The 26,986-nt window shown below is 72.9% G+C and carries 22 protein-coding genes; 14 read left to right on the top strand and 8 right to left on the bottom strand.

Translation table 11 applies throughout. From position 1 onward, the window contains the following. The first annotated feature begins 310 nt into the window (after nt 1–310). The 6 genes from ACIQWA_RS04210 (at nt 311) to ACIQWA_RS04185 (ending at nt 6,938) form a co-directional block, all read left to right on the top strand. Nucleotides 311–1,090 (top strand): IclR family transcriptional regulator C-terminal domain-containing protein, encoded by a 780-nt coding sequence (locus ACIQWA_RS04210; RefSeq protein ID WP_360229652.1) that lies wholly within the window; start codon nt 311–313, stop codon nt 1,088–1,090. A 207-nt stretch (nt 1,091–1,297) separates the two neighbouring features. Beyond that, a complete protein-coding gene (locus tag ACIQWA_RS04205) occupies nt 1,298–2,215 on the top strand; it encodes a metal-dependent hydrolase (protein WP_402477943.1) in 918 nt (305 codons plus the stop codon). A 192-nt stretch (nt 2,216–2,407) separates the two neighbouring features. After that, nucleotides 2,408–3,502: a PDR/VanB family oxidoreductase gene (locus ACIQWA_RS04200; protein WP_402477942.1), complete on the top strand. Its 1,095-nt coding sequence runs from the start codon at nt 2,408–2,410 to the stop codon at nt 3,500–3,502. Between the two features lie 13 nt (nt 3,503–3,515). Beyond that, complete coding sequence (locus ACIQWA_RS04195) at nt 3,516–4,496, top strand: M24 family metallopeptidase (protein WP_402477939.1); 981 nt, start codon at nt 3,516–3,518, stop codon at nt 4,494–4,496. Then, a complete protein-coding gene (locus ACIQWA_RS04190) occupies nt 4,493–6,262 on the top strand; it encodes an SDR family oxidoreductase (protein ID WP_402477936.1) in 1,770 nt (589 codons plus the stop codon). Before ACIQWA_RS04195 ends, ACIQWA_RS04190 begins: the two co-directional genes overlap by 4 nt. Nucleotides 6,263–6,317: 55 nt before the next feature. After that, nucleotides 6,318–6,938 (top strand): LysE family translocator, encoded by a 621-nt coding sequence (locus ACIQWA_RS04185; RefSeq protein ID WP_402477933.1) that lies wholly within the window; start codon nt 6,318–6,320, stop codon nt 6,936–6,938. Between the two features lie 46 nt (nt 6,939–6,984). Here ACIQWA_RS04185 and ACIQWA_RS04180 read toward each other — a convergent pair whose 3' ends face one another. The 6 genes from ACIQWA_RS04180 to ACIQWA_RS04155 form a co-directional block, all read right to left on the bottom strand. Beyond that, nucleotides 6,985–7,284 (bottom strand): hypothetical protein, encoded by a 300-nt coding sequence (locus ACIQWA_RS04180; RefSeq protein ID WP_360229640.1) that lies wholly within the window; start codon nt 7,282–7,284, stop codon nt 6,985–6,987. Nucleotides 7,285–7,520: 236 nt separating this feature from the next. Further along, nucleotides 7,521–8,723 (bottom strand): XdhC family protein, encoded by a 1,203-nt coding sequence (locus ACIQWA_RS04175; RefSeq protein WP_402477930.1) that lies wholly within the window; start codon nt 8,721–8,723, stop codon nt 7,521–7,523. Nucleotides 8,724–8,814: 91 nt separating this feature from the next. Then, nucleotides 8,815–10,299, bottom strand: coding sequence for an NCS2 family permease (locus ACIQWA_RS04170; RefSeq protein WP_402477927.1), 1,485 nt, complete (start codon nt 10,297–10,299; stop codon nt 8,815–8,817). Between the two features lie 353 nt (nt 10,300–10,652). Further along, nucleotides 10,653–13,019, bottom strand: coding sequence for a xanthine dehydrogenase subunit D (pucD, locus tag ACIQWA_RS04165; protein WP_402477924.1), 2,367 nt, complete (start codon nt 13,017–13,019; stop codon nt 10,653–10,655). After that, nucleotides 13,016–13,504, bottom strand: a complete 489-nt coding sequence (locus tag ACIQWA_RS04160; protein WP_360229632.1) for a (2Fe-2S)-binding protein — start codon at nt 13,502–13,504, stop codon at nt 13,016–13,018. The genes pucD and ACIQWA_RS04160 overlap by 4 nt, the downstream gene beginning before the upstream one ends. Beyond that, nucleotides 13,501–14,388: an FAD binding domain-containing protein gene (locus ACIQWA_RS04155; RefSeq protein ID WP_360229630.1), complete on the bottom strand. Its 888-nt coding sequence runs from the start codon at nt 14,386–14,388 to the stop codon at nt 13,501–13,503. The genes ACIQWA_RS04160 and ACIQWA_RS04155 overlap by 4 nt, the downstream gene beginning before the upstream one ends. Before the next feature lie 408 nt (nt 14,389–14,796). Between ACIQWA_RS04155 and ACIQWA_RS04150 the strand changes: the two genes are divergently transcribed. Continuing rightward, nucleotides 14,797–16,389: a PucR family transcriptional regulator gene (locus tag ACIQWA_RS04150; RefSeq protein ID WP_402477920.1), complete on the top strand. Its 1,593-nt coding sequence runs from the start codon at nt 14,797–14,799 to the stop codon at nt 16,387–16,389. Nucleotides 16,390–16,563: 174 nt separating this feature from the next. On the opposite strand, the gene ACIQWA_RS04145 is transcribed toward ACIQWA_RS04150, so the two are convergent. Continuing rightward, nucleotides 16,564–17,697 carry an alpha/beta hydrolase gene (locus ACIQWA_RS04145; protein ID WP_402477917.1) on the bottom strand — a complete coding sequence of 378 codons (1,134 nt, stop codon included), beginning with the start codon at nt 17,695–17,697 and terminating at the stop codon, nt 16,564–16,566. Between the two features lie 310 nt (nt 17,698–18,007). Between ACIQWA_RS04145 and ACIQWA_RS04140 the strand changes: the two genes are divergently transcribed. The 7 genes from ACIQWA_RS04140 (at nt 18,008) to ACIQWA_RS04110 (ending at nt 25,866) form a co-directional block, all read left to right on the top strand. After that, the gene (locus tag ACIQWA_RS04140; RefSeq protein WP_360229624.1) at nt 18,008–19,027 is read left to right on the top strand and encodes a sugar ABC transporter substrate-binding protein; all 1,020 of its coding nucleotides are present in this window, start codon (nt 18,008–18,010) and stop codon (nt 19,025–19,027) included. Continuing rightward, a complete protein-coding gene (locus ACIQWA_RS04135; RefSeq protein ID WP_360229622.1) occupies nt 19,024–20,064 on the top strand; it encodes an ABC transporter permease in 1,041 nt (346 codons plus the stop codon). The genes ACIQWA_RS04140 and ACIQWA_RS04135 overlap by 4 nt, the downstream gene beginning before the upstream one ends. Then, the gene (locus tag ACIQWA_RS04130) at nt 20,061–20,975 is read left to right on the top strand and encodes an ATP-binding cassette domain-containing protein (protein WP_402477914.1); all 915 of its coding nucleotides are present in this window, start codon (nt 20,061–20,063) and stop codon (nt 20,973–20,975) included. The genes ACIQWA_RS04135 and ACIQWA_RS04130 overlap by 4 nt, the downstream gene beginning before the upstream one ends. Then, nucleotides 20,972–22,078: an ROK family glucokinase gene (locus ACIQWA_RS04125; protein ID WP_402477911.1), complete on the top strand. Its 1,107-nt coding sequence runs from the start codon at nt 20,972–20,974 to the stop codon at nt 22,076–22,078. Before ACIQWA_RS04130 ends, ACIQWA_RS04125 begins: the two co-directional genes overlap by 4 nt. A 247-nt stretch (nt 22,079–22,325) precedes the next feature. Then, nucleotides 22,326–24,116, top strand: a complete 1,791-nt coding sequence (gene ggt, locus ACIQWA_RS04120; protein ID WP_402477908.1) for a gamma-glutamyltransferase — start codon at nt 22,326–22,328, stop codon at nt 24,114–24,116. Nucleotides 24,117–24,290: 174 nt separating this feature from the next. Then, a complete protein-coding gene (locus ACIQWA_RS04115) occupies nt 24,291–25,094 on the top strand; it encodes an exodeoxyribonuclease III (protein WP_402477905.1) in 804 nt (267 codons plus the stop codon). A gap of 184 nt (nt 25,095–25,278) precedes the next feature. Continuing rightward, nucleotides 25,279–25,866, top strand: coding sequence for a hypothetical protein (locus ACIQWA_RS04110; RefSeq protein ID WP_360229616.1), 588 nt, complete (start codon nt 25,279–25,281; stop codon nt 25,864–25,866). Nucleotides 25,867–25,965: 99 nt separating this feature from the next. Here the strand turns inward: ACIQWA_RS04110 and ACIQWA_RS04105 are convergent, their stop codons facing one another. After that, nucleotides 25,966–26,676 carry a lysoplasmalogenase gene (locus ACIQWA_RS04105; protein ID WP_402477903.1) on the bottom strand — a complete coding sequence of 237 codons (711 nt, stop codon included), beginning with the start codon at nt 26,674–26,676 and terminating at the stop codon, nt 25,966–25,968. Between the last annotated feature and the right edge of the window lie 310 nt (nt 26,677–26,986).

Genomic DNA, 26,986 nt, shown 5'->3' with positions numbered 1-26,986 from the left:
CCTCCCGTACCCTCCGTACCCTCCGCACCCTCAGGACCGCCGGGGCCCGCACCCCGGCGGCTCCACGACGGGCCCCTCCCCCCGGGCAGTGGGGGAGGGGCCCGTCGGGCTTCCCGGGGGCGCCGAGGCGGACGAGCTGCCGGGCGCGGGTTCCGTCCGTGCGGGGCGCGGGGCCCCTTGTACCAGCCAACCGGCCGTGCTCCACGGAATGTTCACGGATATTCACGGACAGCAGTCGCCCGGGGCCCGGGGTGGATAGGCTGGAGACCGCCCGCGGTCGCTCCGTGGGGGGACATCGGAAGGGGACGACATGTCGACACCAGCCCCGGGTCGTCACGCCGCGCTGGACCAGGGCCCGACGGGCCCGTTCACCTCCCTGCAGCACGCCCTCAGACTGCTGGAGGCCGTCGACCGGCACCCCGACGGCGTCACCCTGGTCGGGCTCGCGCGGGAGACCTCGCTGGGCCTGCCGACCGTCCGCCGGCTCGCCGAGATCCTCGAGATCGAGGGCTACCTCCAGTGCCAGGACGGCGGTTGGGTGCTCGGCGGCACCTTCGCCCTGCTCGGGCAGCAGAACCGGGAGCAGCTCGTCAAGGCCCGGCTGAACCGCAAACTCGCCGAACTCCGGGACGAGTTGGGCGCAGCGGTCTACTTCTCCCGGTACCACGACGGGGAGTTGTCGGTCGAGGCGGTCTCGGCCGCCGACTACGCGCCCGCCGTGCAGGAGTGGGTGGACTTCCGCGCCACCGCGCACGCCAGCGCGATCGGCAAGTGCCTGCTCAGCCAACTCGACGCGGACGGCCGGCGGGACCACCTCTCCCGGCACCCGGTCGCCCGGCTGACCTCCCGCACCGTCACCGACGCCGACCAGCTGATGCACCGGCTGGAGCGCCAGCCCGCGACGGTGCCGGTGCTGGACATCCAGGAGTACGCGCTCGGCACGGTCTGCGCGGCGGTGCCGATCACGGCGGGCAGTACGGTCGGCTGCCTGGCCACCTCGATGCCGGTGGACAACATCCACAAGCTCAGGGCTGCCGCCGAACTGCTGGCGGCCCGGGCGGCGCCGCTGATGCTGGCGATGGCGGTCTGAGCACCGCTCACTCGTGGGGCCCCGTCGGACGCGTCGTCCGGCGGGGCCCGCGTGCTTTCCACGGAAGGGTTTCGGGGGGTACCCGGCGGTGCACATCACTTATTAGACTCGATGTCGATAAGAGTGGTCGAATCCCTTGTCCCCACCGCTACCGGCGAGTACGTTTCCGAGAGTCGAGCCGCCGCCCCCAGGTCAGGAGGGCCTGCCATGCCCCGCTCCACCCCCGTCCCCGCCGTCGCCGCCCCCGCCGCGCGGGTGCACGAGAGCCTCGTCCTGGAGCCCCGGGACGTCCGCTTCGACTGGGCCCGGCTGCCGCTGCACTGGATCCCGGACGAGCCGATGGCCACCCACGTGATCAACGTGCTGCACCTGCTGCTGCCGGAGGGCGAGCGCTGGTTCGTCAAGGTGTTCAAGGAGGCGCTGCCGCTGATCCGGGACGAGCAGCTGCGCGAGGAGGTGCTCGGCTTCATCGGGCAGGAGGCCATCCACGCCGAGGCCCACCAGGAGGTGCTCGACCACCTGCTCGGCCAGGGCCTCGACCCGCGCCCGTACGTCCGGCAGATCTCCTGGCTGTTCCAGCGCGTCCTCGGCGACAAGCCGGGCCTGACGTCGGCGCAGCGGCGGGAGAACGTCATCGAACGGGTCGCCTTCGTCGCGGCGATCGAGCACTTCACCGCCTTCCTCGGCAACTGGGCGCTCAACTCCCCGGGCCTGGACCGGGCCAAGGCCGACCCGACGATGCTGGACCTGCTGCGCTGGCACGGCGCCGAGGAGGTCGAGCACCGCAGTGTGGCCTTCGACCTGATGGTCCACCTGGACCCGGGCTACCTGCGGCGGGTCCGCGGCATGGTGATCTCCGGGCCGCTGCTGGTGCACCTCTGGGTGCGCGGCGCCCGCTTCCTGCTCGCCGCCGACCCGACCCTGGAGGGGCGGCTCAAGCCCACCTGGCGGGAGGCGGGCCGGATCGCCAGGCGTGGACTGCTGCCGGACCCGATCCGCTCCGTCCGCTCCGGGCTGCGCTATCTCCGGCCGGGCTACCACCCGACCCAGGAGGGCTCCTCCAGTCAGGCGCTGGGCTACCTCGCCACCTCCCCGGCCGCCCGGGCTGCGGCCGGGCGGGGGTGACGGGGAACAGCTGACAGCTGACAGGTTTCAACGAACAGCGAACGTTATCTGTTCGCTGAAATCTGAAATCTGAAATCTGAAATCTGAAATCTGTCAGTTGTCAGCCGTCAGTCGTCGGCCGCCAGCTTGCCGCCCGCGCCGCCGCCCGCCCGCCCGCCGCCCGCCCCCTCTCCCCGCCAAGGATCCGCCCGGATGGACCTGCTCACCCCGCCCCCCGACCTCTACGGCCGCCCCCGCGCCGACGGCTTCATGCGCTGGCTCACCGCCTTCGGTGACCGCTACTCCCCGGCGCTCGGCGGCCCGCTGCTGCGCCGCAACCCCCGCCGCCCGCACAGCCGCCCGACCCCGCTGCTCCGGCTGGTCGTCGCCGAGCGCCGCCAACTCGCCTCCGACGTGATCGAGTTGACCCTCGCCGACCCCTCCGGCGGTCAACTGCCGCCCTGGCAGCCCGGCGCCCACCTGCGGCTCGCCCTGCCCTCCGGCCGCGAGCGCCACTACTCGCTCAGCGGCGACCCCGCCGACCGCCGGCACTACCGGATCGCCGTCCGGCGGCTGCCCGGCGGCGGTGGAGGGTCCGTCGAGGTCCACGACACCCTGCACCCGGGCGCCCGCCTCGCCGCCCGCCGCCCGCGCAACGGCTTCGCCTTCTGCGCCGAGCCCGCTGTCCTCCTGCTGGCCGGCGGCATCGGCGTCACCCCGCTCCTCCCGATGGCCCGCGAGGCCCAACGGCACGGCCTCGACTGGAAGTTGGTGCACGTCGGCCGCAGCGCCGACACCCTCCCGTACACCGACGAGCTGCGCGCCCTCGACCCGCACCGGGTCGTGCTGCGCACCGACGACGAGCACGGCGGTGTCCCCACCGGCGCCGAACTCCTCGCCCACGCCCCGCGCGGCGCCGCCGTCTACTGCTGCGGCCCGGCCCCGATGCTCGCCGCCGTCCAGGCGGCACTGGACGAATCCTCCGCCACCGCCCTGCACTTCGAGCGCTTCGGCGCCGCTCCGGTCGCCGACGGCCGGCCCTTCGCCGTCCGGCTCGGCGCCGACGGCCCGACCCTGGACGTCCCCGCCGACCGTTCCGCCCTGGACGTGCTGCGCGAGGCCCGCCCCGACCTCCCGTACTCCTGCCACCAGGGCTTCTGCGGCACCTGCGAGGTCCGTCTGCTGGCCGGTACGCCCGAGCACCGGGACCGCCGCCTCACCCCCGAGCAGCGTGCCGCCGGCGCCCTGCTGCCCTGCGTCTCCCGCGCCGCCGAGGGTGAGACCCTCGTGCTCGACCTCGACGTCTAGAAGGAGCCCCCCGATGCCCCCGACGGCGTATGCGATGCCGACGTTCTCCTACTCCGAGCGCGACCTCGCCCGCTTCCGCGAGACCCAGCAACTCGCCTACCACTGCGCCGAACAGGTCGCCGCCTGGATCGAACCCGGGGTCACCGAGCGCCAGACCACCGCCGAGCTGCGCCGCCGCCTGGTCGCCGCCGGGGTGCAGGACTTCTTCCACGTCCCCTTCGCCTGGTTCGGCGACCGTACGGCCTTCCGGCACTTCCACACCCCGCTGCAGTTCTTCGCCGGCAACCGCCGCCTGGAGGAGGGCATGCCGTACGTGCTGGACTGCGCGCCCGTCGTGGACGGCTACACCGCCGACATCGGCTACGGCGGCAAGGTCGGCGAGAACCGGGTCTGGGACCGGCTGGCCGCCGACCTCCAGGTCTACCGCGAGCTGATCCTCACCGAGGTGCGCGCCCGCAAGCCGCTCAACGAGGTATACGCGGCGGTGGACGCGCAGATCGCCGCGCACGGCTACGACAACCGGCACCAGGTCTACCCGGGCCGGGTGATCGGCCACCAGGTCACCCGCAACACGGCGCGCGGCCCGGCCGGGGTGAACGTCTTCGGCTTCGGCGTACGCACCCTGCAGACCCTCGGCCGCGAGCTCATCTCCGAGCGTCTGCACGGCCGTTCGCCGCTGTGGGCGGACGGACGGTCGTCCCGGCACGCGCCCACTCCGGGGCTGTGGGCGGTCGAGCCGCACATCGGGTTCCGTGGCGTGGGCATCAAGTTCGAGGAACTGCTGGTGGTCACCGAGGACGACGCCTACTGGCTGGACGACGACCTCCCGCACGTCCGCCGCTGGACCGCCGCCGCTACCGCCACCACCCCCGCCCCCGCCGAGCCGACCGCCCCCGCCGAGCCAGCCGCTGCCGCCCCCGCCGAGCCGACCGCCCCCGCCGAGCCAGCCGCTGCCGCCACCGCCGAGCCGACCGCCCAGGAGGCCACCCGATGACGACCCCCACCCGCCGCCGGACCGTCCACTCCGGCGGCATCCCGCTCGCCGTCTTCGAGCAGGGCGACCCCGAGGCCCCCACCGTCCTCCTGGTGCACGGCTACCCGGACACCCACACCGTCTGGGACGACATCGCCGCCGACCTCGCCCGCGACCACCACGTGGTCCGCTACGACGTGCGCGGCGCCGGCGAGTCGGGCGCCCCGGCGCACCGCGACGGCTACCGCCTGGAGCAGCTCGCCGACGACCTGTTCGCCGTCGCCGACGCCGTCAGCCCGGACCGCCCGGTCCACCTGGTCGCCCACGACTGGGGCTCGATCCAGTCCTGGGAGGCCGTCACCGCCCCCGGTGCCGAGCGCCGGATCGCCTCCTACACCACCCTGTCCGGCCCCAGCCTGGACCACATGGGCTTCTGGCTGCGCCACCGGCTGCGCCGCCCCACCCCGCGCCACCTCCGCCAACTGCTGCACCAGGGCGCGCACTCCTGGTACATCACCGCCTTCCACCTGCCCTTCCTCGCCCCGGCCGTGTGGCGCCTCGGCCTCGCCCGGGCCTGGCCGCGGGTGCTGCGCGACCTGGAGCACGTCACCCCGCGGGCCGACCACCCGCAGCGCACCCTGCGCCGCGACGCGGTCCGCGGCATCGAGCTGTACCGCGCCAACTTCCGCCCCACACTGGGGAGTCCGCGCGAACGGACGACCGAGGTGCCGGTCCAGCTGGTCACCCTCACCCGGGACCGCTACGTCGGCACCTACCTCTCCGAGGGCCTGGAACGCTGGGTGCCCCGCCTGACCCGCCGCACCCTGCACGCCGGCCACTGGTCGGCGCTGCTGGAGAAGGGATCCGCCGTGGCCGGCATGGTCCGCGAGTTCACCGCCCGGATCGACACCGGCAGCGCGACAGGGGCCCAGGAGTCGGGAGGAGCCCAAGAGTCGGGAGGCGCCCAAGAGTCGGACGGCGACGGGCGGTTGGTGGTGGTCACCGGCGGCGGCAGCGGCATCGGCCGGGCCACCGCGCTCGCCTTCGCCGAGGACGGCGCCCGGGTGGTGGTCTGCGACCTCGACCTCGCGGCCGCCGAGCGCACCGCCGAACTCGCCTCCCTGATCGGCCCGCAGGCGCACGCCTACCAGGTGGACGTCTCCGACGGCGCCGCGATGGACGCCTTCGCGCAGCGCGTCGCCGCCGAGCACGGCGTGCCCGACGTGATGGTCAACAACGCCGGTATCGGCCACTCCGGGACGTTCCTGCAGACCACCGAGAAGGAGTGGCAGCGCGTCCTGGACGTCAATCTCTGGGGCGTCATCCACGGCTGCCGCGCCTTCGGCACCCTGATGGCCGACCGGGGTCAGGGCGGCCACATCGTCAACGTCTCCTCGGCCGCCGCCTATCTGCCCGCCAAGGCGCTCACCGCCTACGCCACCAGCAAGGCCGCCGTCTTCATGCTCTCCGACTGCCTGCGCGCCGAGTTCGTCGACCACGGCATCGGCGTCTCCACCATCTGCCCGGGCATCGTGAACACCAACATCACCCGCACCTCCACCTTCTCCGCGACCACGGCCGCCGAGCAGTCCGCCAAGCGGGCCCGCGCGGCCAAGCTCTACGCCCGCCGCGGCTTCCCGCCGGAGAAGGTGGCCGCCGCCATCGTCACCGCCGTCCGCACCGGCAAGCCGGTCGTCCCGGTCACCCCCGAGGCCAAGGCCGCCCGCCTCCTCTCCCGCCTCAGCCCCGGCCTGCTCCGCCTCGCAGCCCGCCTCAACGTCACCTGAGCGGCCCCCGGGCGGCCCGCAGCGGCCGCCCGGGCCTGTGAGAGCATCGAGGCCCATGGAGATGACAACAGCTCTGTGGTCCTTCGCCCTCGTCGTGGGGCTGCTCACCCTCACTCCCGGGCTCGACACCGCGTTGATCCTGCGGACGTCCGCGCTGGGGCGGCGGCGGCAGGCATGGGGGGTCGTGCTGGGGATCCAGACCGGGACGCTGATCTGGGGGACGCTGACCTCGGCGGGCGTGACGGCGCTGCTCACCGCCTCGCAGGTGGCGTACGAGGTGCTGCGCTGGGCCGGTGCCGCCTACCTGGTGTGGATGGGCGTCGGGATGCTGCGCAAGCGCGGGGCGGAGGCCGGGGCCGAGGAGGAGCCGGCCGAGGGCGGGTTCGTCCACGGCTGGCGGCGCGGGACGCTGACCAATCTGCTCAACCCCAAGGTCGGGGTGTTCTACGTGGCGGTGCTGCCGCAGTTCATCCCGGCCGGGGCCCCGCACTTCGCCGCCGGGGTGGCGCTGACCTGCGTGCACGTGGTGGAGGGCGTGCTGTGGTCGACGGTCCTGGTCGGCTTCGCCCGGGTGCTGCGCGGTTGGCTGCGCCGCCCGGCCGCCCGGCGGGCGATGGACCGGGTGACCGGCGCGGTGGTGGTGGGCTTCGGCCTCAAGCTGGCGCTGGCCGACTGAGCCGAGCCGCCGTACGAGACCGGCCCAAGCCGGGCCGCAGCCGGGTTCAGGCCGGTGCGATCCGCCGCAGCCCCTCGCGCAGATCGTCGGCGTTCATGGCGATGCGGACGTTCACGTTCGCCTCCAGCCGTAGCCAGAACGGCTCGCAGATCGCGACGATGGAGGCTTCGTCCGGTACGTCCACGACGAGTAGCATGCTGCGGCGGCCGTCGCCGCTGGCGAAGAAGTACGAGGCCTCGGGCTTGAGTTGGCCGAGGAGGCGTTCCAGTTCGGTGCCCATCGAGCCGTCGGCGATGAGCTTGTTGGAGGCAGCGGTGTCGAGGGTGACATCCAGCAGGGCGCGCATGGTCCCCGCTCCTTCCCCGGGCTCGGGGTGAGTCCGCACCTCCAGCCTCCCGCCGCCGTCGCGGCCACGCAACGTGACACCGGAGCGGCCACGCACCGTGGGACCGGCCCCCCGGACGGTCCTCAGACCGCGTACGTCCGGCCGCGTGCGTACCGGCCGCGTACGTCCGGCCGCGTACCTCAGGCCGCGTGCGTCAGGCCGCGTGCGTCCGGCGGGCGTGCGTCCGGCCGCGTACGTCAGGCCGCGTGCGTCCGGCGGGCGTGCGTCCGGTGCGCGGGCGTCGGCTCCTCCGCGGCTGGCGGCGCGGTGTCGTGGTGGATCGGCCCGTCGCCGGCGCTCAGCGGCAGGCAGCTGCCACCGCGGCGGTGGGCGATGATCTCGGCGGCGACCGAGACGGCGGTCTCCTCGGGGGTGCGGGCGCCGAGGTCGAGGCCGATGGGGGAGCGCAGCCGGGCGAGTTCGGCGTCGGTGAGGCCGGCGTCGCGGAGTTTGGCCTGCCGGTCGCGGTGGGTGCGCCGGGAGCCCATGGCGCCGACGTAGCCGACCGGCAGGCGCAGGGCGCGTTCGAGCAGCGGGACGTCGAACTTGGCGTCGTGGGTGAGCACGCAGAGCACGGTGCGGCCGTCGATCCGGCCGAGCTGGGAGTCCAGGTAGCGGTGCGGCCAGTCGACGACGACCTCGTCGGCCTCGGGGAAGCGCCGGGTGGTGGCGAAGACGGGCCGGGCGTCGCAGACGGTGACGTGGTAGCCGAGGAACTTGCCGATCCGCACGACGGCGGCGGCGAAGTCGATCGCGCCGAAGACGAGCATCCGGGGCGCGGGCACGTAGGACTCGACGAAGCAGGTGACCGTCCCCTGTTCCTGTTCGTCGCAGGGCCGGCCGTCGAGGCCGAGCACGATCCGTCCGGTGCGTCCGGCGTCGAGCATGGCCCGGGCCTCCGTGACGAGGGCGCGTTCGAGCGCGCCGACGGTGGACGGTCCGACGCTGAGCGCGCCGTGCTGGCCCTCGGCGGTGACGGCGAGGGTGGCGCCGAGGAGTCCGGCCGGGCCGTCGATCACCCGGGCGAGGGCGACGGGCGTCCCGGCGGCGATGTGGCGCAGGCCGGCGTCCATGCCCGGGTCGGTGCCGGGCACGACCGGCTGGACGAACACGTCGAGGATCCCGCCGCAGGTCAGGCCGACGGCGAAGGCGTCCTCGTCGCTGTAGCCGAAGCGTTCCAGGACGGGTTCGCCGGATTCGAGGGCGGCCTGGCAGAGCTCGTAGACGGCGCCTTCGACGCAGCCGCCGGAGACGCTGCCGACGGCTTCCCCGGCGGCGTCGACGGCCAGCGCCGCCCCGGGGTCGCGCGGGGCGCTGCCGGAGACGCCGACGACGGTGGCCACGGCGAAGGAGCGCCCGGACGCGTGCCAGGCCTGCAACTGCTCGGCGATGTCCTGCATGTCGGATGCTCCTTACACGTTTCGACAGTAGCGGGGGCGCCGCCGTACGGGAAACGATCCCGTACGGCGGCGGTGGTGATCAAAGGTGCACTCAGTGCACGCCCAGCCAGGACTTGACGGGGCTGAGGGCGAAGTACACGACGAACACCGCGGTGAGGACCCACATCAGCAGGCCGGGCTCGCGCCACTTGCCCTGGCCGGCCTTGATCACCGAGTAGGAGATGACGCCGGCGGCGACGCCCGCGGTGATGCTGTAGGTGAACGGCATCAGTACGGAGGTGAGGAAGGCCGGGATGGCGACCTCGCGGTCGGACCAGTCGATGTGCCGGGCCTGGCTCATCATCATCGAGCCGATCACCACCAGGGCGGCGGAGGCGACCTCGACCGGGACGATGCCGGCCAGCGGCGAGAAGAACAGCATCAGGGCGAACAGGCCGCCGGTGACGGTGGAGGCGAGGCCGGTGCGGGCGCCGTCGCCGACGCCGGTGGCGGACTCGACGAAGACGGTCTGTCCGGAGGCGCCGGCCAGGCCGCCGACCGCGCCGCCGGCGCCGTCGATGAACAGGGCCTTGGACAGGCCGGGCATCCGGCCCTGCCGGTCGGCGAGCCCGGCCTCGGTGCCGACGCCGATGATGGTGGCCATCGCGTCGAAGAAGCCGGCCAGCACGAGGGTGAACACGGCCACCGAGGCGCTGATCGCGCCCAGACCCTTGCCGCCGAAGGCGCCGAACAGGTCGACGTGGCCGAAGAGGCTGAAGTCGGGGGCGGCGACGGGGCTTCCGGGCCACACCGGGACGGAGTTGCCCCAGGCCTTTGCGGGTACGTCGGCGAGCTTGTTGACGACGACGGCGACCACGGTGCCGCCGGCGATGCCGATCAGGATCGCGCCGCGCACGCCGCGCGCCATCAGCACGAAGATCGTGAGCACGGTGAGGCAGAAGATCAGGACGGGCCAGCCGGAGAGTTCGCCGAAGGGGCCGAGCGACAGCGGGGTGGGGCCGCCGGTGTGCACGAAGCCGGCCTTGTAGAGCCCGATGACGGTGACGAACAGGCCGATGCCGATGGTGATCGCGTGCTTGAGCGGCAGTGGGATGCCGTTCATGATCTTCTCGCGCAGTCCGGAGACCACCAGCAGCACGATCAGCAGGCCGTAGATCACGCACAGGCCCATGGCCTGGGGCCAGGTGGTGTGCGGTACGACGAGCGCGGAGACCGCGCCGGAGACGGAGAGCCCGGCCGCCAGCGCGAGCGGCACGTTGCCGACCACGCCCATCAGGATGGTGGTGACGGCGGCGGCCAGGGCGGTGGCGGTGGTCAGCGCGGCGTGGTCGAGCTTGACGCCGTTGACGTCCGCGCCGCCGAGGATCAGCGGGTTGAGCAGGATGATGTACGCCATCGCCATGAACGTGGTGAGGCCACCGCGTAGTTCGTTGGCGAGGGTCGAGCCGCGGGCCGAGATCTTGAAGTACGCGTCGAGCGCGCCCTTGGGCTCCGCTGTCGAGGACGAGGGGTGGGGCTCGTCCTCGGCGGGTCTGTCTGTTTCAGTGGTGCCGGGCTCCGTGGGGATCCTGGTCATGTCCACTCCCAAGTGTCAAAGGGGGTTGGGGTGGGCGAGCCGACCTGACTGCCAGTCAACGAAGTTGGCACAGGGGGACGGTATCGACTCACTGGTGGCACTCGTAGGGGAGTGCCAGCGGTGCGGATGGGGCGGTGCGTTGTGGTGGCGCCTGGTGGTGGTGCCTTGTACCGGCGCCTGGTGGTGGTGCGTTGTGCTGGTGGCGCGGATGAGGGTGGTGCGCACCACTGCGGAACCCCGGCGTGGGCAGGGCAGCGGATGTGGGGGGTGGGGGTCCCGGGGCGGTGGGGAAGACGTGTCACCGCCCCGGGAAGTACTGCCGTGGTGGAGGCTCGCTGGTCGAACTCCCGGGATCAGCCGGGCTGTTCGGTGGTCAGGTGCTCCGGCCGGACCGGGATCCGGTTGAGCGCGAGCCCGGTCGCGTTGCGGATAGCCGCCACGATCGAGGGGGTCGCCGACACGGTCGGCGCCTCGCCGACGCCGCGCAGCCCGTACGGGGCGTGCGGGTCGGGCAGTTCGAGGACGTCCACCGGGATCGGCGGGGTGTCCAGGATGGTGGGGATCAGGTAGTCGGTGAAGGAGGCGTTGCGCACCTTCCCGTCCCGGACGATGATCTCCTCCATCACGGCCAGGCCGAGCGCCTGGGTGCAGCCGCCCTGGATCTGGCCGACCACGGAGAGCGGGTTGAGCGCCTTGCCGACGTCCTGGACGGCGGTCAGCTCGACCACCTTGACCAGGCCGAGTTCCACGTCCACGTCCACCACGGCACGGTTGGCGCAGAAGGTGTACTGGACGTGGCCGAAGCCCTGGCCGGTCTCCTTGTCGAAGGCCTGGGTGGGCCGGTGGTGGTGCTCGCGGGTGAGGTCGATGGCCTCGTCGCCGAGCAGGTCCACCATGGGCACCAGCACGCCGGCGCTCTCCGAGACGACCTTGCCGCCGGTCAGCGTGATGTCCTTGTGGGTCCAGCCGTAGCGGCGCCGGCCCTTCTCGATCAGCTCCCGCCGGACGGCCTCGGCGGCGAGCTTCACGGCGCCGCCGGTCATGTACGTCTGGCGCGAGGCGGAGGTCGAACCGGCCGATCCCACTTCGGTGTTGGCCGGGTGGATGGTGACCTGCTCGACGCCCAGCTCGGTGCGGGCGATCTGGGCGTGCACGGTGACGCCGCCCTGGCCGACCTCCGCCATCGCGGTGTGCACCATGGCGACCGGCTCGCCGCCGATCACCTCCAGGCGCACCCGGGCGGTGGAGTAGTCGTCGAAGCCCTCGGAGAAGCCGACGTTCTTGATGCCGACCGAGTAGCCGACCCCGCGCACGATGCCCTCGCCGTGCGAGGTGTTGGAGAGCGCGCCGGGCAGCGAGCGTACGTCGAGGTGCTCGGTGTCCAGCGGCGGCGGCAGCGGCATGTCCTTGGCCCGCTGCAGCAGTTCGGCCACGGGGGCGGGGGAGTCGATCTGCTGGCCGGTGGGCATGAAGTCGCCCTCCGACATCGCGTTCAGCTGCCGCAACTCGACCGGGTCCATGCCGAGTTCGGCGGCCAGCTTGTCCATCTGGGTCTCGTAGCCGAAGGCCGCCTGGACGGCCCCGAAGCCGCGCATCGCCCCGCAGGACGGGTTGTTGCTGTAGAGCGCGATGGCGTGCATCTTGACGTTCGGGATCACGTACGGCCCGTGCCCCAGCGAGGCCGCGTTGCCGACGACGGCCGGGGAGGCGGAGGCGTAGGCGCCGCCGTCCAGCACGATCCGGCAGTCGGCGAAGACCAGCTTGCCGTCGCGGGTGGCGCCGTGCTCGTAGTGCATCCGTGCCGGGTGGCGGTGGACGTGGCCGTAGAAGGACTCGTCCCGGGAGTACACGATCTTGACCGGCTTGCCGGTGTGCTGGGCCAGCAGGCAGGCGTGGATCTGCATCGAGATGTCCTCGCGGCCGCCGAAGGCGCCGCCGACCCCGGCCAGGGTGAGCCGGACCTTCTCCTCGGGCAGGTCCAGCACCGGGGCCATCTGCTCGCGGTCCACGTGCAGCCACTGGGTGGCGATGTAGAGGTCGATGCCGCCGTCCTCGGCGGGCACGGCCAGGCCGGACTCGGGGCCCAGGAAGGCCTGGTCCTGCATGCCGACCTCGTAGTCGCCGCTGACGATGACGTCCGCCATCGCCCGCACCTCGTCGGTCACGCCGAGGCCGGAGACCAGCTTCTGCTCGTGGCAGATGTTGCCGTACGCGTGGGACTTGTACTCGTGCGGCTCGTGCACGTACCCGTGGGTCTCCGGGTCGAGGCACTGCTCCTCGGTGACGATCGGGGTGAGCACCTCGTACTCGACCTTGATCTTCTTCACCGCGCGCCGGGCCGTCTCCGGGTGGTCGGCGGCGACCAGGGCGATCGCCTCGCCGTGGTAGCGGACCTTGTCGATCGCCAGGGCCGGCTGGTCCTGGATCTCCAGGCCGTAGTACTTGGAGCCGGGGATGTCCTCGTGGGTGAGCACCGCGTAGACGCCGGGCACCTTGAGCGCCTCGGAGATGTCCACCGAGAGGATGTTGGCCCGGGGGTGCGGCGAGCGCAGCGCCATACCCCAGAGCATGTCCTCGTGCCACAGGTCCGAGGAGTAGGCGAACTCGCCCTTGACCTTCAGGTTGCCGTCCGGGCGCAGCGGCGAGCCGCCGATGCCGTCCTTCGAGGCCTGGTTGATGTTCTGCAGGTTCTTCTGGCCCTGGATCGTCCTGGTGCTCATGCCGAAGCCCCCTCACCGGCGCACTTGCGGGCGGAGGCGAGCCGCACCGCGTCCATGATCTTCTCGTAGCCGGTGCAGCGGCAGAGGTTGCCCGACAGCGCCTCGCGGATGTCGTTGTCGCTCGGCTGGGAGTCCTTCTCCAGCAGGGCGTCGGTCTGCACCAGCAGCCCCGGGGTGCAGAAGCCGCACTGGACGGCCCCGGCGTCGACGAACGCCTGCTGGACCAGGCCCAGTTCGCCGTTCTCCTCGGCCAGGCCCTCGACCGTGCGCACCTCGCGGTCCTGCACCTGGCCGGCCGCGACCAGGCAGGAGCAGACCGGCACGCCGTCCAGGTAGACGGTGCAGGAGCCGCACTCGCCCTGCTCGCAGGCGTTCTTCGACCCGGGCAGGCCGACCCGCTCGCGCAGCACGTAGAGCAGGCTCTCGCCCTCCCACACGTCGTCGGCCTCGACCGGCTTGCCGTTGGCGGTGAACGTGACCTTCATGCCGCGCTCCTGATCTGCTTGCTGTAGTCGTTCCAACACCAGGTGAGGGTGCGGCGGGCCATCACGGCCAGCGCGTGCCGCCGGTAGTCGGCGGTGCCGCGGACGTCGTCGATGGGGGAGGCGGCGGCCTTCACCAGCTCGCCGAAGCGCTGGATCACCTCGGTGCCGAGCAGTTCCCCGGACTCCCAGAGCCCGCGCTCGGCGAGCACGCCCTGGAGGTACTCCTCGGCCTCGACGGCGCGGCGCGGCGTGGGGGCAGCCGAACCGATACCGGTGCCGACGGTGCCGTTCTTCGGGTGAAGGGCGAAACCGAAGGCGCAGACCGCGATCACCATCGCGTTGCGGGTGCCGATCTTCGAGAACTGCTGCGGGCCGTCCGCGACCGGGATGTGCACGGCCCGGATCAGCTCGTCGGCCGCCAGGCTGTTGCGCTTCACGCCGACGTAGAACTCGTCGATCGGGATCAGCCGGGTGCCGCGCACCGAGGCCGCCTCGACGAAGACGTCCCGACCGGCCGCCAGCAGCGCGGGGTGCGCGTCACCGGCCGGGGAGGCGCCGCCGAGGTTGCCGCCGACGCCGCCGCGGTTGCGGATCTGCGGCGAGCCGACGGTGTGGGCCGCCAGGGCGAGCCCGGGCAGCGGCCCGGACAGCTCCGAGATGATCCGGGCGTACGGGACGGAGGCGCCGAGTCGGACGACGCTGCCGTCGTTCGTCCATTCGGTGAGCTCGGTGACGCGGTTCAGGTCGAGAATCGCGGATGGCCGGTGCACGTCGAAGTTCAGCTCGACCATGACGTCCGTGCCGCCCGCGATGGGCAGCGCGGTCGGGTACTCAGCCTTCGCCGCGAGAGCCTCGTCCCAGGTGGCGGGCCGAAGGAACTCCATGCGGGTTTCTCCTCAGGTCTTCGCCGACCGGGTGTCCGGCGGCGTGTCGCCCAGTGAACTCCTGTGACGCGGCCCACTGGCAGTCACCGATGGCATGAAGCCCCGGCTGTGAGCCCGCCCGGCATCCTGTACGTTCCTCTAAGCAGGAGAATCCGCAGCCCAGGTGTTCGCCGAGTGCTACCTACGACCGTAATCCGGCCGTGATTCGCGGGCTACGGGCCCGTAACCCGGCGGCCCGCTGGTACGTAACGCCGAGCACGGATGTTCGGGCACACTGTCACCCCCGGACGGCGTGCCCGGCAGCCCCCCACCCCCGTCCAGGCCCCCGTCCAGGCCCCGATCCCCGCTTCCACCCCCGCTTCCACCCCGCTTTGCCACCCCGTTCCAGCCCCCGTTAGGAGTCCGCGGATGCGTGTCCGTGACCTGCTCGCCCCCGGCGCCCCCCGACTGCGCCTGCTCGCGGCGGAGGAGGAGCTGGACCGGCAGGTCAGCGGTGTGATGACCACGGACCTGCACGACCCCGGCCGCTACCTGCACGGCGGCGAGCTGGTGCTCACCGGGATGCTCTGGCGCGGCGGCCCCGCCGACTCCGAGCGCTTCGTGCGGACCATCGCGGCCGGCGGCGCGGTCGCCCTGGCGGCCGGCGAGGCCGAGGTCGGCCCGGTGCCCGAGGACCTGGTCGAGGCCTGCCGCCGGCACCGGATGCCGCTGCTGGCCGTCCCCGACGACATCGCCTTCGGCACCGTCACCGAGTTCATCGGCCGTCAGGTCTCCGCCGACCGCGCCGCCGACCTCGCCGCCCTGGTCGACCGGCACCGGCTGCTGGTCTCGGCGGCCGGCGGCGGCGGACTGGACGCCGTGCTGGACCTGCTCGGCGGCGACCTCGACCTGGACTGCTGGGTGCTCACCCCGACCGGCGCGGTGATCGCCGGCCCGGCCGACCGGCTCACCGCCGAGGACCGCGACCAGCTGGTCCGCGCCCACCTCGCCGCCCAGCGCCAGCGCCGCCGCCCCCCGCACCGGGCCCGACTGGCCGGCGGCGCCTACTCGCTGCTGCCCGCCGCGGCCTCCGCCGAGCACGAGGCACCGCTGGTCGACTGGGTGCTCGCGGTGGCCGGCGACGTCACCGAATGGACCACCAAGCGCCAGCAGCTCGCCGAGAACCTGGCCCGGCTGGTCGCCGCCGAGCGCCACCGCCGGGACGAGGGCCGCCGGCTGCGCCGCCGACTGGCCGACGAACTGCTCGCCCTGCTGCGCCGCGACGCCGACCCGGCCGAGATCAGCCGCACCCTGTACGCCTCCTCGGCGATGGCCGCCCGCTACGAGAGCCCCGAGCCCAAGTCCCCGGCCCAGGACGCCTCCTGGCTGGTGCTCAGTGCCGAGGGCACCGGCCTGCCCGAGGGCACCGTACGGGCCGTGCTGGAGGAGGCGCTCGGCGGCACCGGTGACCGCGCCCTGGTCGCCGGGGCGGGCAACGGCGCCGTGGTGGTGCTGCCCGCGCTGGACACTCCGGTGCCCGCCGACACCCTGCGCGAGCTGCTCGCCCCGCTGGAGGCCGGGCTGGGCTCGGAGGGCCGGATCACCCTCGGCGTCTCCGCCCCCGCCTCCGAGGCCGGCGGCCTGCGCGGCGCCCTGGAGGAGGCCCGGCACGCCCGTCGGATCGCCGCCGCCCGGGTCGGCCGGGTCTGCGTCGCGGGCCCCGAGGAGCTGGCCTCGCACGTGCTGCTGCTGGCCGCCGTCCCGGACGAGGTCCGCCGCGCCTTCCGCAGCCGGCTGCTGGACAAGGTGATCTCGTACGACATCGAGCACCAGGCGGACCTGGTCCGCACCCTGGAGGCCTTCCTGCGCTCGGACGGCTCCTGGACCCGCTGCGCCGGGCAGCTGCACGTCCACGTGAACACCCTGCGCTACCGGATCGGCCGGATCGAGGAGCTGACCGGGCGGGACCTCTCCCGCCTGGAGGACCGGGTGGACTTCTACCTGGCGCTGGAACTGGCCTGACCGTTTCCTGACAGTTCTGCCCGATGAACACCGGCCCCAGGAACGGCCGCTTCCTGGGAGGTCACTGGAGGGCGCCGGAACCGGCCGGGAACAGCCAGGAGTGGATGGAATCGGCCGGGGGCCCGCCGCGATCACTCGCGACGGGCCCCCGGCCGTTCCGGCGGTGCCGGTCGGTCACTGCACCGGGATGATCCCGGTCAGCCACTCGAAGGCGCTCGGGACCATCCGCTTCCACATGTCGGTGGTGTGCGGGCCGGTGCTCTCCTCGACCTGGATCTTGGTCGGCTCCTTGGCCGCGGCGGCGATCGCCTGGCCGTCCTCGTAGCCGTCGCCCTTGGCGCCGCTGACCAGCAGGGCGACCTTCGGCGGCTGCTGGGCGGACTTGAGGATGTTGACCGGGTTGTTCTCGGTGCGCAGCTTCGGGTCCTTGCCGACCAACGAGTCGCCCTCGGTGGCCGGGTCGTTGTAGCCGGACATCGCGATGGCGGCGCGGTAGCGGTTGGGGTGGGCGAGCGAGATCTTGGCCGCGCAGTGGGCGCCGGCCGAGTAGCCGGCGATCGCCCAGCGGTCCGCGGACGGGTCGGCGCGGAAGTTGTCCAGCACCATCTGCGGGACGTCGCGGGTGATCCAGGCGTCCGCGTTGATCTTGCCGGGGATGTCGGTGCAGCCGGCGTCCTGGTGGTTGCCCAGCAGCAGGGTGCGCGGCGAGACCAGGATGAAGGGCGCGACCTTGCCCTGCTGCATCAGCGGCTTGAGCTGCTCGGAGACCTTGAGGGTGCCGTACCAGGTGGAGGAGGAGCCCGGGTAGCCGGGGATCAGCTCGACCACCGGGAACTTCTTGTCCTTGAACGCCGGGTCGTTGTACTGCGGCGGCAGCCAGACCAGCACCTCGCCGTCGACCCCGGACACCTGGCCCTTGAGCTCGGTCTTCTGGACGTCGCCGGGCACCGCCGGGTCGTTCACGCCGCCGAACTTCTGCAGCACCTTCGGCGGCTGCTTGGCGGCGTCGCCGGAGCCGTCCTTGCCGTTGCCGGCCGGGTCCACCGGCGCCACCGAGGGCACCGCGCGGACGTGGTCACCGGTGCCGAGCAGGTCGTCCCAGTTGCCGTAGATCAGGTTCGCGTTGTTGACCATCACGAAGACCATCAGCACGGCGGTGACCTGGCAGAACATGATCATGACGATCCGGGACAGGGTGCGGACCGGCTGGGGGCCGCGCACCTTCCCCCAGAAGAGCAGCGCCACCGCGATGGACACCGGCACCAGGATGACGGTGAGGATGAAGAATGGCGTACCTGTCAGTTCCATCGAGTTCTCGTATCCGGGTCGCTCGCCGCCCGGGCCCCACTCGCCCGAACGCACGTCAATGGCATCAGACGGCAACCAGCGGATGATCGGTTGCCGTCCGAATCTGTGCGGAACCTGAGAGGAACATCACGTTTCCGAGCTGCTCCCGCTTCGGGTCGGCGCCTAGTCTGTCACCCGGGCGGCGGTGCTCCGGACCAGATGTTCAGCGAACTTCCAGGAAGGTCCCCCGGGGCACCTTACCTGGCGCGCCGTTCGCGCTGCCGGGCGAGGCGGTGCGATCCCGCGCGGCCGGGCCAGAGAGACTATGGGGATGAGCACAACCCGCTTTCGCCCGTCCCGCCGCTTCTGGCCCGTGTGCGCCGTCCTGGCCCTCGCGGTCACCGCGGCCGGTTGCAGCAGTACCGGAGGCAGACGCGCCGAGGAGGCCCGCGCCAAGGCCGCGGCCACCGGTGGCAGCGCCGTCACCACCCCGCGCTGGAAGGTCGCCATGGTGACCCACGCCGGCGCCGGCGACGCCTTCTGGGACAGCGTGCGCAAGGGCGCCGAGCAGGCCGCCGCCAAGGACAACATCACCTTCCTGTACTCCAACGACGCGCAGACCCAGAACCAGGTCCAGCTCGTCCAGGCCGCCATCGACCAGAAGGTCGACGGCCTGCTGGTCACCCTCGCCAAGGGCGACGCGATGGCCGACGTCCTCGGCAAGGCCAAGGCGGCCGGCATCCCGGTCATCACGATCAACTCCGGTCAGGAGTTCTCCGCGAAGTTCGGCGCGCTCACCCACATCGGCCAGGACGAGTCCTCGGCCGGCCAGGCGGCCGGCACCGAGCTGGCCTCGCGCGGCCGCAAGAACGTGCTGTGCGTGATCCACGAGCAGGGCAACGTCGGCCAGGAGCAGCGCTGCTCCGGCGCCCAGTCCAAGGCCGGCGGCGGCTTCCAGGTGATGTACGTCAACGGTGTCGACATGCCCGACGCCCGGGCGGCGATCTCCGCCAAGCTCCAGGCCGACCCGTCCATCGACACCGTGCTCACCCTCTCCGGCCCGATGGCCGCCACCGGGCTGCAGGCCGTCCAGGACGCCCACCGCGGCGTGGAACTGGACACCTTCGACCTGGGCCAGCAGGTGGTCGCCGGGCTCAAGTCCGGCAGCGTCGGCTTCGCCGTCGACCAGCAGCCCTACCTCCAGGGCTACGAGGGCGTCGACCTGCTCTGGCTGTACAAGTCCAACCTGGACATGCTCGGCGGCGGCAAGCCGGTCGCGACCGGCCCGCAGATCCTGACCAAGGACGACGCCGGCGCGCTCGCCGAGTACGTCGCGAGGGGGACCAGGTGAGCGGCTCCACCACCCCGGACCTGCTCGTCCAGGACCGTCCGGCCGCCCTGCGGCGCCTCCTCGCCCGCCCGGAGCTGGGCTCGCTGATCGCCGCGGTCGCGGTGTTCGCGGTCTTCGCCGCCGTCGCCGAGCCGTTCCTGCGGGTCTCCTCGCTGGGCACCGTGCTCTACGCGGCCTCCACCATCGGGATCATGGCCGTGCCGGTCTCGCTGCTGATGATCGGCGGCGAGTTCGACCTGTCGGCCGGCGTGCTGGTCACCACCGCCGCGCTGACCTCCTCGATGGTCTCGTACCAGTTCACCGCCGTCACCTGGGTCGGCGTGCTGGTCTCGCTCGCCACCACGCTGGCGATCGGCGGGTTCAACGGCTGGATGCTCGGCCGCACCAGGCTGCCCAGCTTCATCGTCACCCTCGGCACCTTCCTGATGCTGACCGGCGCCAACCTGGGCGTCACCAAGGCGATCTCCGGGACGGTCTCCACCAAGTCGATCGCCGACATGCAGGGCTTCGAGAGCTGCCGGTGGCTGTTCGCCTCCGAGGTGAACATCGGCGGGCTGACGGTCAAGGCCACCGTCTGGTGGTGGCTCGGCCTGCTGGTGGTCGGCAGCTGGGTGCTGCTGCGCACCCGCTTCGGCAACTGGATCTTCGCCGTCGGCGGCGACGCGGCGGCCGCCCGCGCGGTCGGCGTGCCGGTCGCCCGGACCAAGACGCTGCTCTACCTGGGCGTCGGCTTCGGCGCCTGGGTGCTCGGGCAGCACCTGCTGTTCTCCTTCGACACCGTGCAGTCCGGCGAGGGCGTCGGCAACGAGCTGATCTACATCGTGGCGGCGGTGATCGGCGGCTGCCTGATCACCGGCGGCTACGGCTCGGTGGTCGGCTCCGCGCTCGGCGCGCTGATCTTCGGCATGGCCAGCAAGGGGATCATCTACGCCCAGTGGAACCCGGACTGGTTCAAGTTCTTCCTCGGCGCGATGCTGCTGCTGGCCGCGCTGCTCAACGCCTACGTCAAGCGCCGGGCGGAACGGGGTCCGCGATGAACGACCAGCTCGGCTCCGGCACGGGGTCCGCGACGAACGACCGGCTCGGCTCCGGTACGGAGCACCCGGTGGCCACCGAACCGGCGGGCACCGAACTGCTCGCGCTGGAGGGCGTCGGCAAGACCTACGGGACGGTCCGCGCGCTGCAGGACGTCTCGCTGACCCTGCGGGCCGGTGAGATCAGCTGCGTGCTCGGCGACAACGGGGCCGGCAAGTCCACCCTGATCAAGATCATCGCGGGGCTGCACCGGCACGACGAGGGCCGCTACACCATCGGCGGCGAGGAGGTCCGGCTGGACTCCCCGCGCCAGGCGCTGGACCGCGGCATCGCCACCGTCTACCAGGACCTCGCCGTCGTCCCGCTGATGCCCGTGTGGCGCAACTTCTTCCTCGGCTCCGAACGGGGCACCCGCCGCTGGGGCGGCCTGCGACTGGACGCCGAGGGCATGCGCGCCACCACCCGCGAGGCGCTCGCCAGGATGGGCATCGACCTGCACGACGTCGACCGGCCGATCGGCACCCTGTCCGGCGGCCAGCGCCAGTGCGTGGCGATCGCCCGTGCCGTGCACTTCGGTGCCAAGGTGCTCATCCTGGACGAGCCGACCGCGGCGCTCGGCGTCAAGCAGTCCGGGGTGGTGCTCAAGTACGTCACCGCGGCCCGCGACGCCGGGCTCGGGGTCGTCCTGATCACCCACAACCCGCACCACGCCTACCTGGTCGGCGACCACTTCACCCTGCTGAAACGGGGGCGGATGGCGGGCAGCCACCCGCGTGCCGAGATCGGCCTCGAACAGCTCACCACCGAGATGGCCGGCGGCTCCGACCTCGCCGAACTCTCGCACGAGCTGGCCCGACCGTCGGCCCCCGGCCCCACCGAACCCGACTCTCGTGAGGAGCGTCCGCAGCCGTGACCAGCCCCCATGGCAGCACTCGGCCGACCGTCCTGCCCACCCTGCTCGGCCTCGGCCCGCGCGCCGAGCGCCGCCGCCGGGCCCTGCCCGCGGGCATACTGCGGCTGCCCACCATCGGCGTCGACATCGGCGGCACCAAGGTGGTCGCCGGGGTCGTCGACGGCGAGGGGAAGGTGCTGGAGAAGCTGCGCACCGACACCCCCGACAAGAGCAAGAGCGCCAAGGTGGTCGAGGACGTGATCGTCGAGCTGGTGCTCCAGCTCGCCGACCGGCACGACGTCCACGCGGTCGGCATCGGCGCGGCCGGCTGGGTCGACGCCGAGCGCTCCCGGGTGCTCTTCGCCCCGCACCTCAACTGGCGCAACGAGCCGCTCCAGCAGGCGCTCAGCGAGCGGCTGCGGTTCCCGGTGATCGTGGAGAACGACGCCAACGCGGCCGCCTGGGCCGAGTGGCGCTTCGGCGCCGGGCGCGGCGAGGACCACATGGTGATGCTCACCCTGGGCACCGGCATCGGCGGCGCGGTCGTCCGGGACGGCTACGTCGACCGCGGGAAGTACGGCCTGGCGGGCGAGTTCGGACACATGCAGGTGGTGCCCGGCGGCCACCGCTGCCCGTGCGGCAACCGCGGCTGCTGGGAGCAGTACTCCTCCGGCAACGCGCTGGTGCGGGACGCCCGCGAACTGGTCGCCGAGGAGTCCCCGGTGGTGCAGCCGCTGCTCGCCCGGGCCGGCGGCACGGTCGAGGGCATCACCGGGCCGCTGGTCACCGAGGCCGCCCGGGAGGGCGACCCGACCGCCACCGAGCTGCTCTACGAGGTCGGCACCTGGCTCGGGGTCGGCATCGCCAACCTGGCGGCCGGCCTCGACCCGGGGCGCTTCGTCATCGGCGGCGGCGTCTCCGAGGCCGGCGACCTGCTGCTCGGCCCGGCTCGGGACACCTTCCGCCGCACCCTCACCGGTCGCGGCTTCCGGCCCGAGGCCACCATCGTCCACGCGGCCCTCGGCAACGAGGCGGGGCTGGTCGGCGCCGCCGACCTGGCGCGGCAGGTCGCGCGGCGGTTCCGCACCATCAAGCGGCGGCGGGTGGAGCGCAGCGCGCTGTAGCGGGGGTGGGGCGGCGAACAGGGTTCAGCTGACAGATTTCAGATAACAGATTTCAGCGAACAGATAACAGATAACGAAATCTGTTCGCTGAAATCTGTCAGCTGTCATCCGTTCCCCTCCGCGCCCTCCGCCCCTCCCGCCCCTCCCGCCCCTCCTGTCAACTACCCATTGGTAGCCGTGCGGTGTGGTTGTCTGATTCATGTCTCCTGTGGAACAACTGACGTGACGTCGACTCAGGAGGACTCGGATGAGGGCTCTGACCCGCCTAGCGCCATCACTGTTGATCGCCACCGCACTGGTCTGGGCCACCACGACCGGGCCAGCCGGCGCCGCGGCGCCGCCGCCCAAGGCGCCCGAGGCGGTGGGCTGGGGCGGGGCGGTGGCCTCGGTGGACGCCGACGCCACCGCCGCCGGGATCGAGGTGCTGCGCAAGGGCGGGAACGCGGTGGACGCGGCCGTCGCCGCCGCGGCCGCGCTCGGCGTGACCGAGCCCTACTCCTCCGGGATCGGCGGCGGCGGGTACTTCGTCTACTACGACCACGCCACCGGCAAGGTGCACACCATCGACGGCCGCGAGACGGCCGGCCGCGCCGCCGACGCCGGACTGTTCCTGGAGGGCGGCAAGCCGCTCGCCTTCGCCGACGCCGTCACCAGTGGACTGTCCGTCGGCGTCCCCGGCACGCCGGCCACCTGGGACTCCGCACTGCGCCAGTGGGGTACCCGCTCGCTCGCGCAGAACCTCGAACCCGCCGAGCGGATCGCCGAGAACGGCTTCGTCGTCGACGACACCTTCCGCGGCCAGACCTCCGACAACTACAGCCGCTTCAAGGACTTCCCGGCCACCGCGAAGATCTACCTCCCCGACGGCAAGCTCCCCGAGGTCGGTTCCGTCCTGCGCAACCCCGACCTCGCCGCGACCTACAAGCTGCTCGCCAAGGACGGCGTGAAAGCCTTCTACCAGGGCGAGTTGGCGCAGGACATCGCCAACACCGTGCAGCACCCGCCAGTTGACCCGGCCTCCGGCCGCAACGCCCGCCCCGGGAAGGTCGACGCCGCCGACCTGGCCGCCTACCAGGTCCGCCGCCAGGCGCCCACCCACGTCGCCTACCGCGACTACGACGTCTACTCGATGGCGCCGTCCAGCTCCGGCGGCACCACCGTCGGCGAGGCGCTGCACATCCTGGAGGACGGCGACCTCTCCGGCTACAGCGGCACGCAGTACTACCACCACTTCCTGGAGGCCTCGCGGATCGCCTTCGCCGACCGCAACCGCTGGGTCGGCGACCCGGCCTTCGCCGACGTCCCGACCAGGCAGCTGCTCTCCGAGCGCTACGCCGCCTCCCGGGCCTGCCTGATCAGCCCGGACCGCGCGCTCAGCAGCCCGCTCGCCCCCGGCGACCCGTACCACCCGGCCGACTGCGCGGACACCGGGCAGGCCCTTCCCGAGCCGTACGAGGGCCCCAACACCACCCACCTGACGGTGGCGGACCGCTGGGGAAACATCGTCTCGTACACCCTCACTATCGAGCAGACCGGCGGCAGCGGCATCACCGTCCCCGGCCGGGGCTTCCTGCTCAACAACGAGCTGACCGACTTCGACTTCGTCCCGCTCGCCGCCGGCGTCCCCGACCCCAACCTGCCCGGCCCGGGCAAGCGGCCGCGGTCCTCGATGTCCCCGACCATCGTGCTGCGCGACGGCGAGCCGCTGCTGGCCACCGGCAGCCCGGGCGGCGCGACCATCATCACCACCACCCTCCAGGTGCTGCTCGGCCGCCTCGACCGGGGCCTGAGCCTGGAGCAGGCGATCGCCGCGCCGCGCGCCAGCCAGCGCAACAGCGCCGTCACCCAGGCGGAGCCCGGCTTCCTGGCGCTGCCGGAGCGGCCCGCGCTGGAGGCCCTCGGGCACCGGTTCGCCGCCGGCGGCGAGATCGGCGCCGCCACCGGGGTGGAACGTCTGCCGGACGGCCGCTGGGTGGCCGCCGCCGAGCCGGTGCGACGCGGCGGCGGCTCGGCCGCGGTGGTCCGCCCCGCGGGCTGACCACCGGGCCCGGCTGGACCACCGCCGGGCCCGGCCGTGGCGCCGACCGCCGAGCGCCCGGCCGTGGCGCCGGTCGGGCCGGGTTGTCGGTGCCGGGCGGTATGTTCGGGGTGGGTCTCCCCGTGGGGCCCACCCCCGTCCGTACCGACCGAACCACCGGGAAGGCCGCCCGCCGTGACCGTCCGCATCGCCACCTGGAACATCAACTCCGTCACCGCGCGGCTGCCCAAGCTCCTGGAGTGGCTGGAGAGCGCCAAGCCCGACGTGCTCTGCCTCCAGGAGCTCAAGTGCGCGGCCGACGCCTTCCCGTACGAGCAGGTCCGCGAGCTCGGCTACGAGACGGCCGCGCACAGCACCGGCCGGTGGAACGGCGTCGCGATCGTCTCCCGGATCGGCCTGGAGGACGTCGTGCGCGACCTGCCCGGCCAGCCCGGCTACCTGGCCGACGGCGCCCTGCTGCCCGACGTCGAGCCGCGCGCCATCGCCGCCACCTGCGGCCCGGTCCGGGTCTGGTCCGTCTACGTGCCCAACGGCCGCGAGGTCGACCACCTGCACTACCACTACAAGCTGGAGTGGCTGGAGGCGCTGCGCAAGGCCTCCGCCGAGGACGCGGCCGGCCCCCGCCCCTTCGCGATCCTCGGGGACTTCAACATCGCCCCCACCGACGCGGACGTCTACGACGTCGCCGCCTTCGAGGGCCTCACCCACGTCACCCCGGTCGAGCGCGCCGCGCTGGCGGCGCTGGGCGAGATCGGCCTGCACGACGTGGTGCCGCGTCCGCTCAAGTACGACCACCCCTACACCTACTGGGACTACCGCCAGCTGGCGTTCCCGAAGAACCGCGGCATGCGGATCGACCTCACCTACGCCAACAAGCCCTTCGCCGACGCCGTCACCGACAGCTACGTGGACCGCGAGGCCCGCAAGGGCAAGGGCACCTCGGACCACGCCCCGGTCGTGGTGGACCTGGACCTCTGAGGCTCCGGGGCGGCGGTGACGCCGGGTGGTGGTGACGGAGGGTGACGGGCCGTCGCTCGAACGGTCCTGAGCGGTGGCCGGGCCCGGTGGGCCTGCCTACCGTCGGTGAATGACCGGGTGCAGTTGACACACCACGTGGACATGGGAGTCCCCGGCTGCGCCCGAGAATCCCGGAGGTTCCGGCATGCGCCCCACGCGTACGGCCGCCGCCGCCCTGATCGGCGCGACGGTGCTGACCGGTCTGACGGCCCCCCTCGCAGCAGCCAGGGACGGCGCGGCCTCGGTCAGCCCGTCCCAGGCCGCACCGGGCCAGACCGTGACGGTCACGGTCTCCTGCGAGAAGTCGGACAAGCCCGACGCCAAGACCATCACCGCCCACTCCGCCGCCTTCGAGGGCGGCCCCGCGACCCTCACCCTGGGCTCCGACGGCAAGCACACCGGCTCGGCCCGGCTCGCCTCCCAGCACAACGGGGACAGCAAGGTCGACGGCACCTGCCCGGACGGCGGCGCCTTCTCCACCACCGTCAAGGTCACCACCGTGGCCGCCACCGCCCCCAACAAGGGCCTCGGCGACTGGGGCGAGGCGGCGGGGGAGTGGGCCGGCTCGCTCGGACAGTCCGGCGCCGGCAGCCAGCAGGTCGCCCCGCACGGTGCGGTGAAGACCGGGCTCGGCGGCTCGGTCGCGGGGGACCCGGCGGAGCTGGCCGGAGGGCTGGCCCTGGTCGCGGGTGCCGTCGGCGGCTTCTGGCTGCTCCGGAGGCGCAGTGGCTGACGGCCCCGCCCCCCGCGTACGCGCGCGCCGCGCCGCCGAGCCCTGACCGGACCGGCGGCGCGGCGGCGTTTCGGTGGCGGGTGGGGCCGCGGCGGTGCGTCAGCGGGCCGCCCGCTCCTGCCGTTCCTCGTGCTGGAGCAGACCGCTGGCCAGCAGGTACTGGGCCAGCACGTACGTCGCCATGATCCAGAACTGATGCCCCGGCAGCTCGCGCCACTTCGCCAACTGGGTCGCGATCAGGGTGTCGGAGAGCAGGAACAGCGCCCCGCCCAGCCCGGTCCGCCAGCCCAGACCGGCCGCGGTGACCGCCGTCGAGGTGAGCAGCAGGCTGTAGCCGGCCACCGGGACCTTGAGCTCCCCGAGGTCCGGCCAGAGCTGACCGATCATGCCCACCCAGGCCGTCGCGTACGCGGCCGCGACCACCAGGGCGCGCCGCCGGTCGGTGAGCGCCCCGCGCCGGACGAACATCGCGACGTAGCAGACGTGCGCGGCCGCGAACGAGCCCATCCCGGCCAGGAACGCGGTGTCGTCGTTCAACTGGAGCAGCACGTCCCCGCCCGCGCTCGCCAGCAGCGCCGGGGTCAGCAGCTTCGGCGCCTCGCGCTCGGTCCGGGCCGCCGCCGCCACGCTGTGGGCGGCCAGCAGCGGCATCAGGGCCGGCTTGGTGGCGTTGCGCAGCACCGGGGCCCCGGAGAGGAGCGAGCCCAGGTGCACCGCCGAGGCGGCCGCGAAGCCGCCGAGCAGGCCGGTGGCCGAACGCAGGCGCCCGCCGAGGCCGGTGGTGGCGCGGGTGGTGGTACGGATGCTCATGCGGCGTCTGCCTCCGAGGTCGCCCGGGGTGGGGGTCCACCGGCCCCGAGGGGACCGGTGGGGCGGGGAAGACCAGGTTACCGGTGCGTAACCCGAGCGGGGAGGGGGGAGTGACGGTCCGGCCGGGAGAGCGGAGCGCCGGCGACCGCTTCGAGGGCTCCTGCGGAGACTTCCTCAGGAGGGCGGTTGCTGCCACCGGGTGAGCCGGTCACCGTCTAGATGAATGATGCGAAGGGTTAGTGGTCGTAGGCGGTCAGCGAGCGCATGACGGGCTGGCCGGTGTGGTCGTTGTGCCAGATCGCGCAGGTCA

Source organism: Kitasatospora sp. NPDC098652 (genome assembly GCF_044760155.1).
Taxonomy (GTDB): Bacteria; Actinomycetota; Actinomycetes; order Streptomycetales; family Streptomycetaceae; genus Kitasatospora.
This window is presented reverse-complemented; position numbering and strand designations above follow the sequence as displayed.

Bases quoted from the DNA above. Each gene is read 5' to 3' on its own strand.
- ACIQWA_RS04170 (WP_402477927.1), bottom strand. From the start codon at position 10,299: ATGACCAGGATCCCCACGGAGCCCGGCACCACTGAAACAGACAGACCC.
- ACIQWA_RS04185 (WP_402477933.1), top strand. From the start codon at position 6,318: ATGGAGATGACAACAGCTCTGTGGTCCTTCGCCCTCGTCGTGGGGCTG.
- ACIQWA_RS04160 (WP_360229632.1), bottom strand. From the start codon at position 13,504: ATGAAGGTCACGTTCACCGCCAACGGCAAGCCGGTCGAGGCCGACGAC.
- ACIQWA_RS04200 (WP_402477942.1), top strand. From the start codon at position 2,408: ATGGACCTGCTCACCCCGCCCCCCGACCTCTACGGCCGCCCCCGCGCC.
- ggt (WP_402477908.1), top strand. From the start codon at position 22,326: ATGAGGGCTCTGACCCGCCTAGCGCCATCACTGTTGATCGCCACCGCA.
- ACIQWA_RS04140 (WP_360229624.1), top strand. From the start codon at position 18,008: ATGAGCACAACCCGCTTTCGCCCGTCCCGCCGCTTCTGGCCCGTGTGC.
- ACIQWA_RS04205 (WP_402477943.1), top strand. From the start codon at position 1,298: ATGCCCCGCTCCACCCCCGTCCCCGCCGTCGCCGCCCCCGCCGCGCGG.
- ACIQWA_RS04210 (WP_360229652.1), top strand. From the start codon at position 311: ATGTCGACACCAGCCCCGGGTCGTCACGCCGCGCTGGACCAGGGCCCG.
- pucD (WP_402477924.1), bottom strand. From the start codon at position 13,019: ATGAGCACCAGGACGATCCAGGGCCAGAAGAACCTGCAGAACATCAAC.
- ACIQWA_RS04130 (WP_402477914.1), top strand. From the start codon at position 20,061: ATGAACGACCAGCTCGGCTCCGGCACGGGGTCCGCGACGAACGACCGG.
- ACIQWA_RS04180 (WP_360229640.1), bottom strand. From the start codon at position 7,284: ATGCGCGCCCTGCTGGATGTCACCCTCGACACCGCTGCCTCCAACAAG.
- ACIQWA_RS04175 (WP_402477930.1), bottom strand. From the start codon at position 8,723: ATGCAGGACATCGCCGAGCAGTTGCAGGCCTGGCACGCGTCCGGGCGC.
- ACIQWA_RS04155 (WP_360229630.1), bottom strand. From the start codon at position 14,388: ATGGAGTTCCTTCGGCCCGCCACCTGGGACGAGGCTCTCGCGGCGAAG.
- ACIQWA_RS04195 (WP_402477939.1), top strand. From the start codon at position 3,516: ATGCCCCCGACGGCGTATGCGATGCCGACGTTCTCCTACTCCGAGCGC.
- ACIQWA_RS04145 (WP_402477917.1), bottom strand. From the start codon at position 17,697: ATGGAACTGACAGGTACGCCATTCTTCATCCTCACCGTCATCCTGGTG.
- ACIQWA_RS04110 (WP_360229616.1), top strand. From the start codon at position 25,279: ATGCGCCCCACGCGTACGGCCGCCGCCGCCCTGATCGGCGCGACGGTG.
- ACIQWA_RS04105 (WP_402477903.1), bottom strand. From the start codon at position 26,676: ATGAGCATCCGTACCACCACCCGCGCCACCACCGGCCTCGGCGGGCGC.
- ACIQWA_RS04190 (WP_402477936.1), top strand. From the start codon at position 4,493: ATGACGACCCCCACCCGCCGCCGGACCGTCCACTCCGGCGGCATCCCG.
- ACIQWA_RS04150 (WP_402477920.1), top strand. From the start codon at position 14,797: ATGCGTGTCCGTGACCTGCTCGCCCCCGGCGCCCCCCGACTGCGCCTG.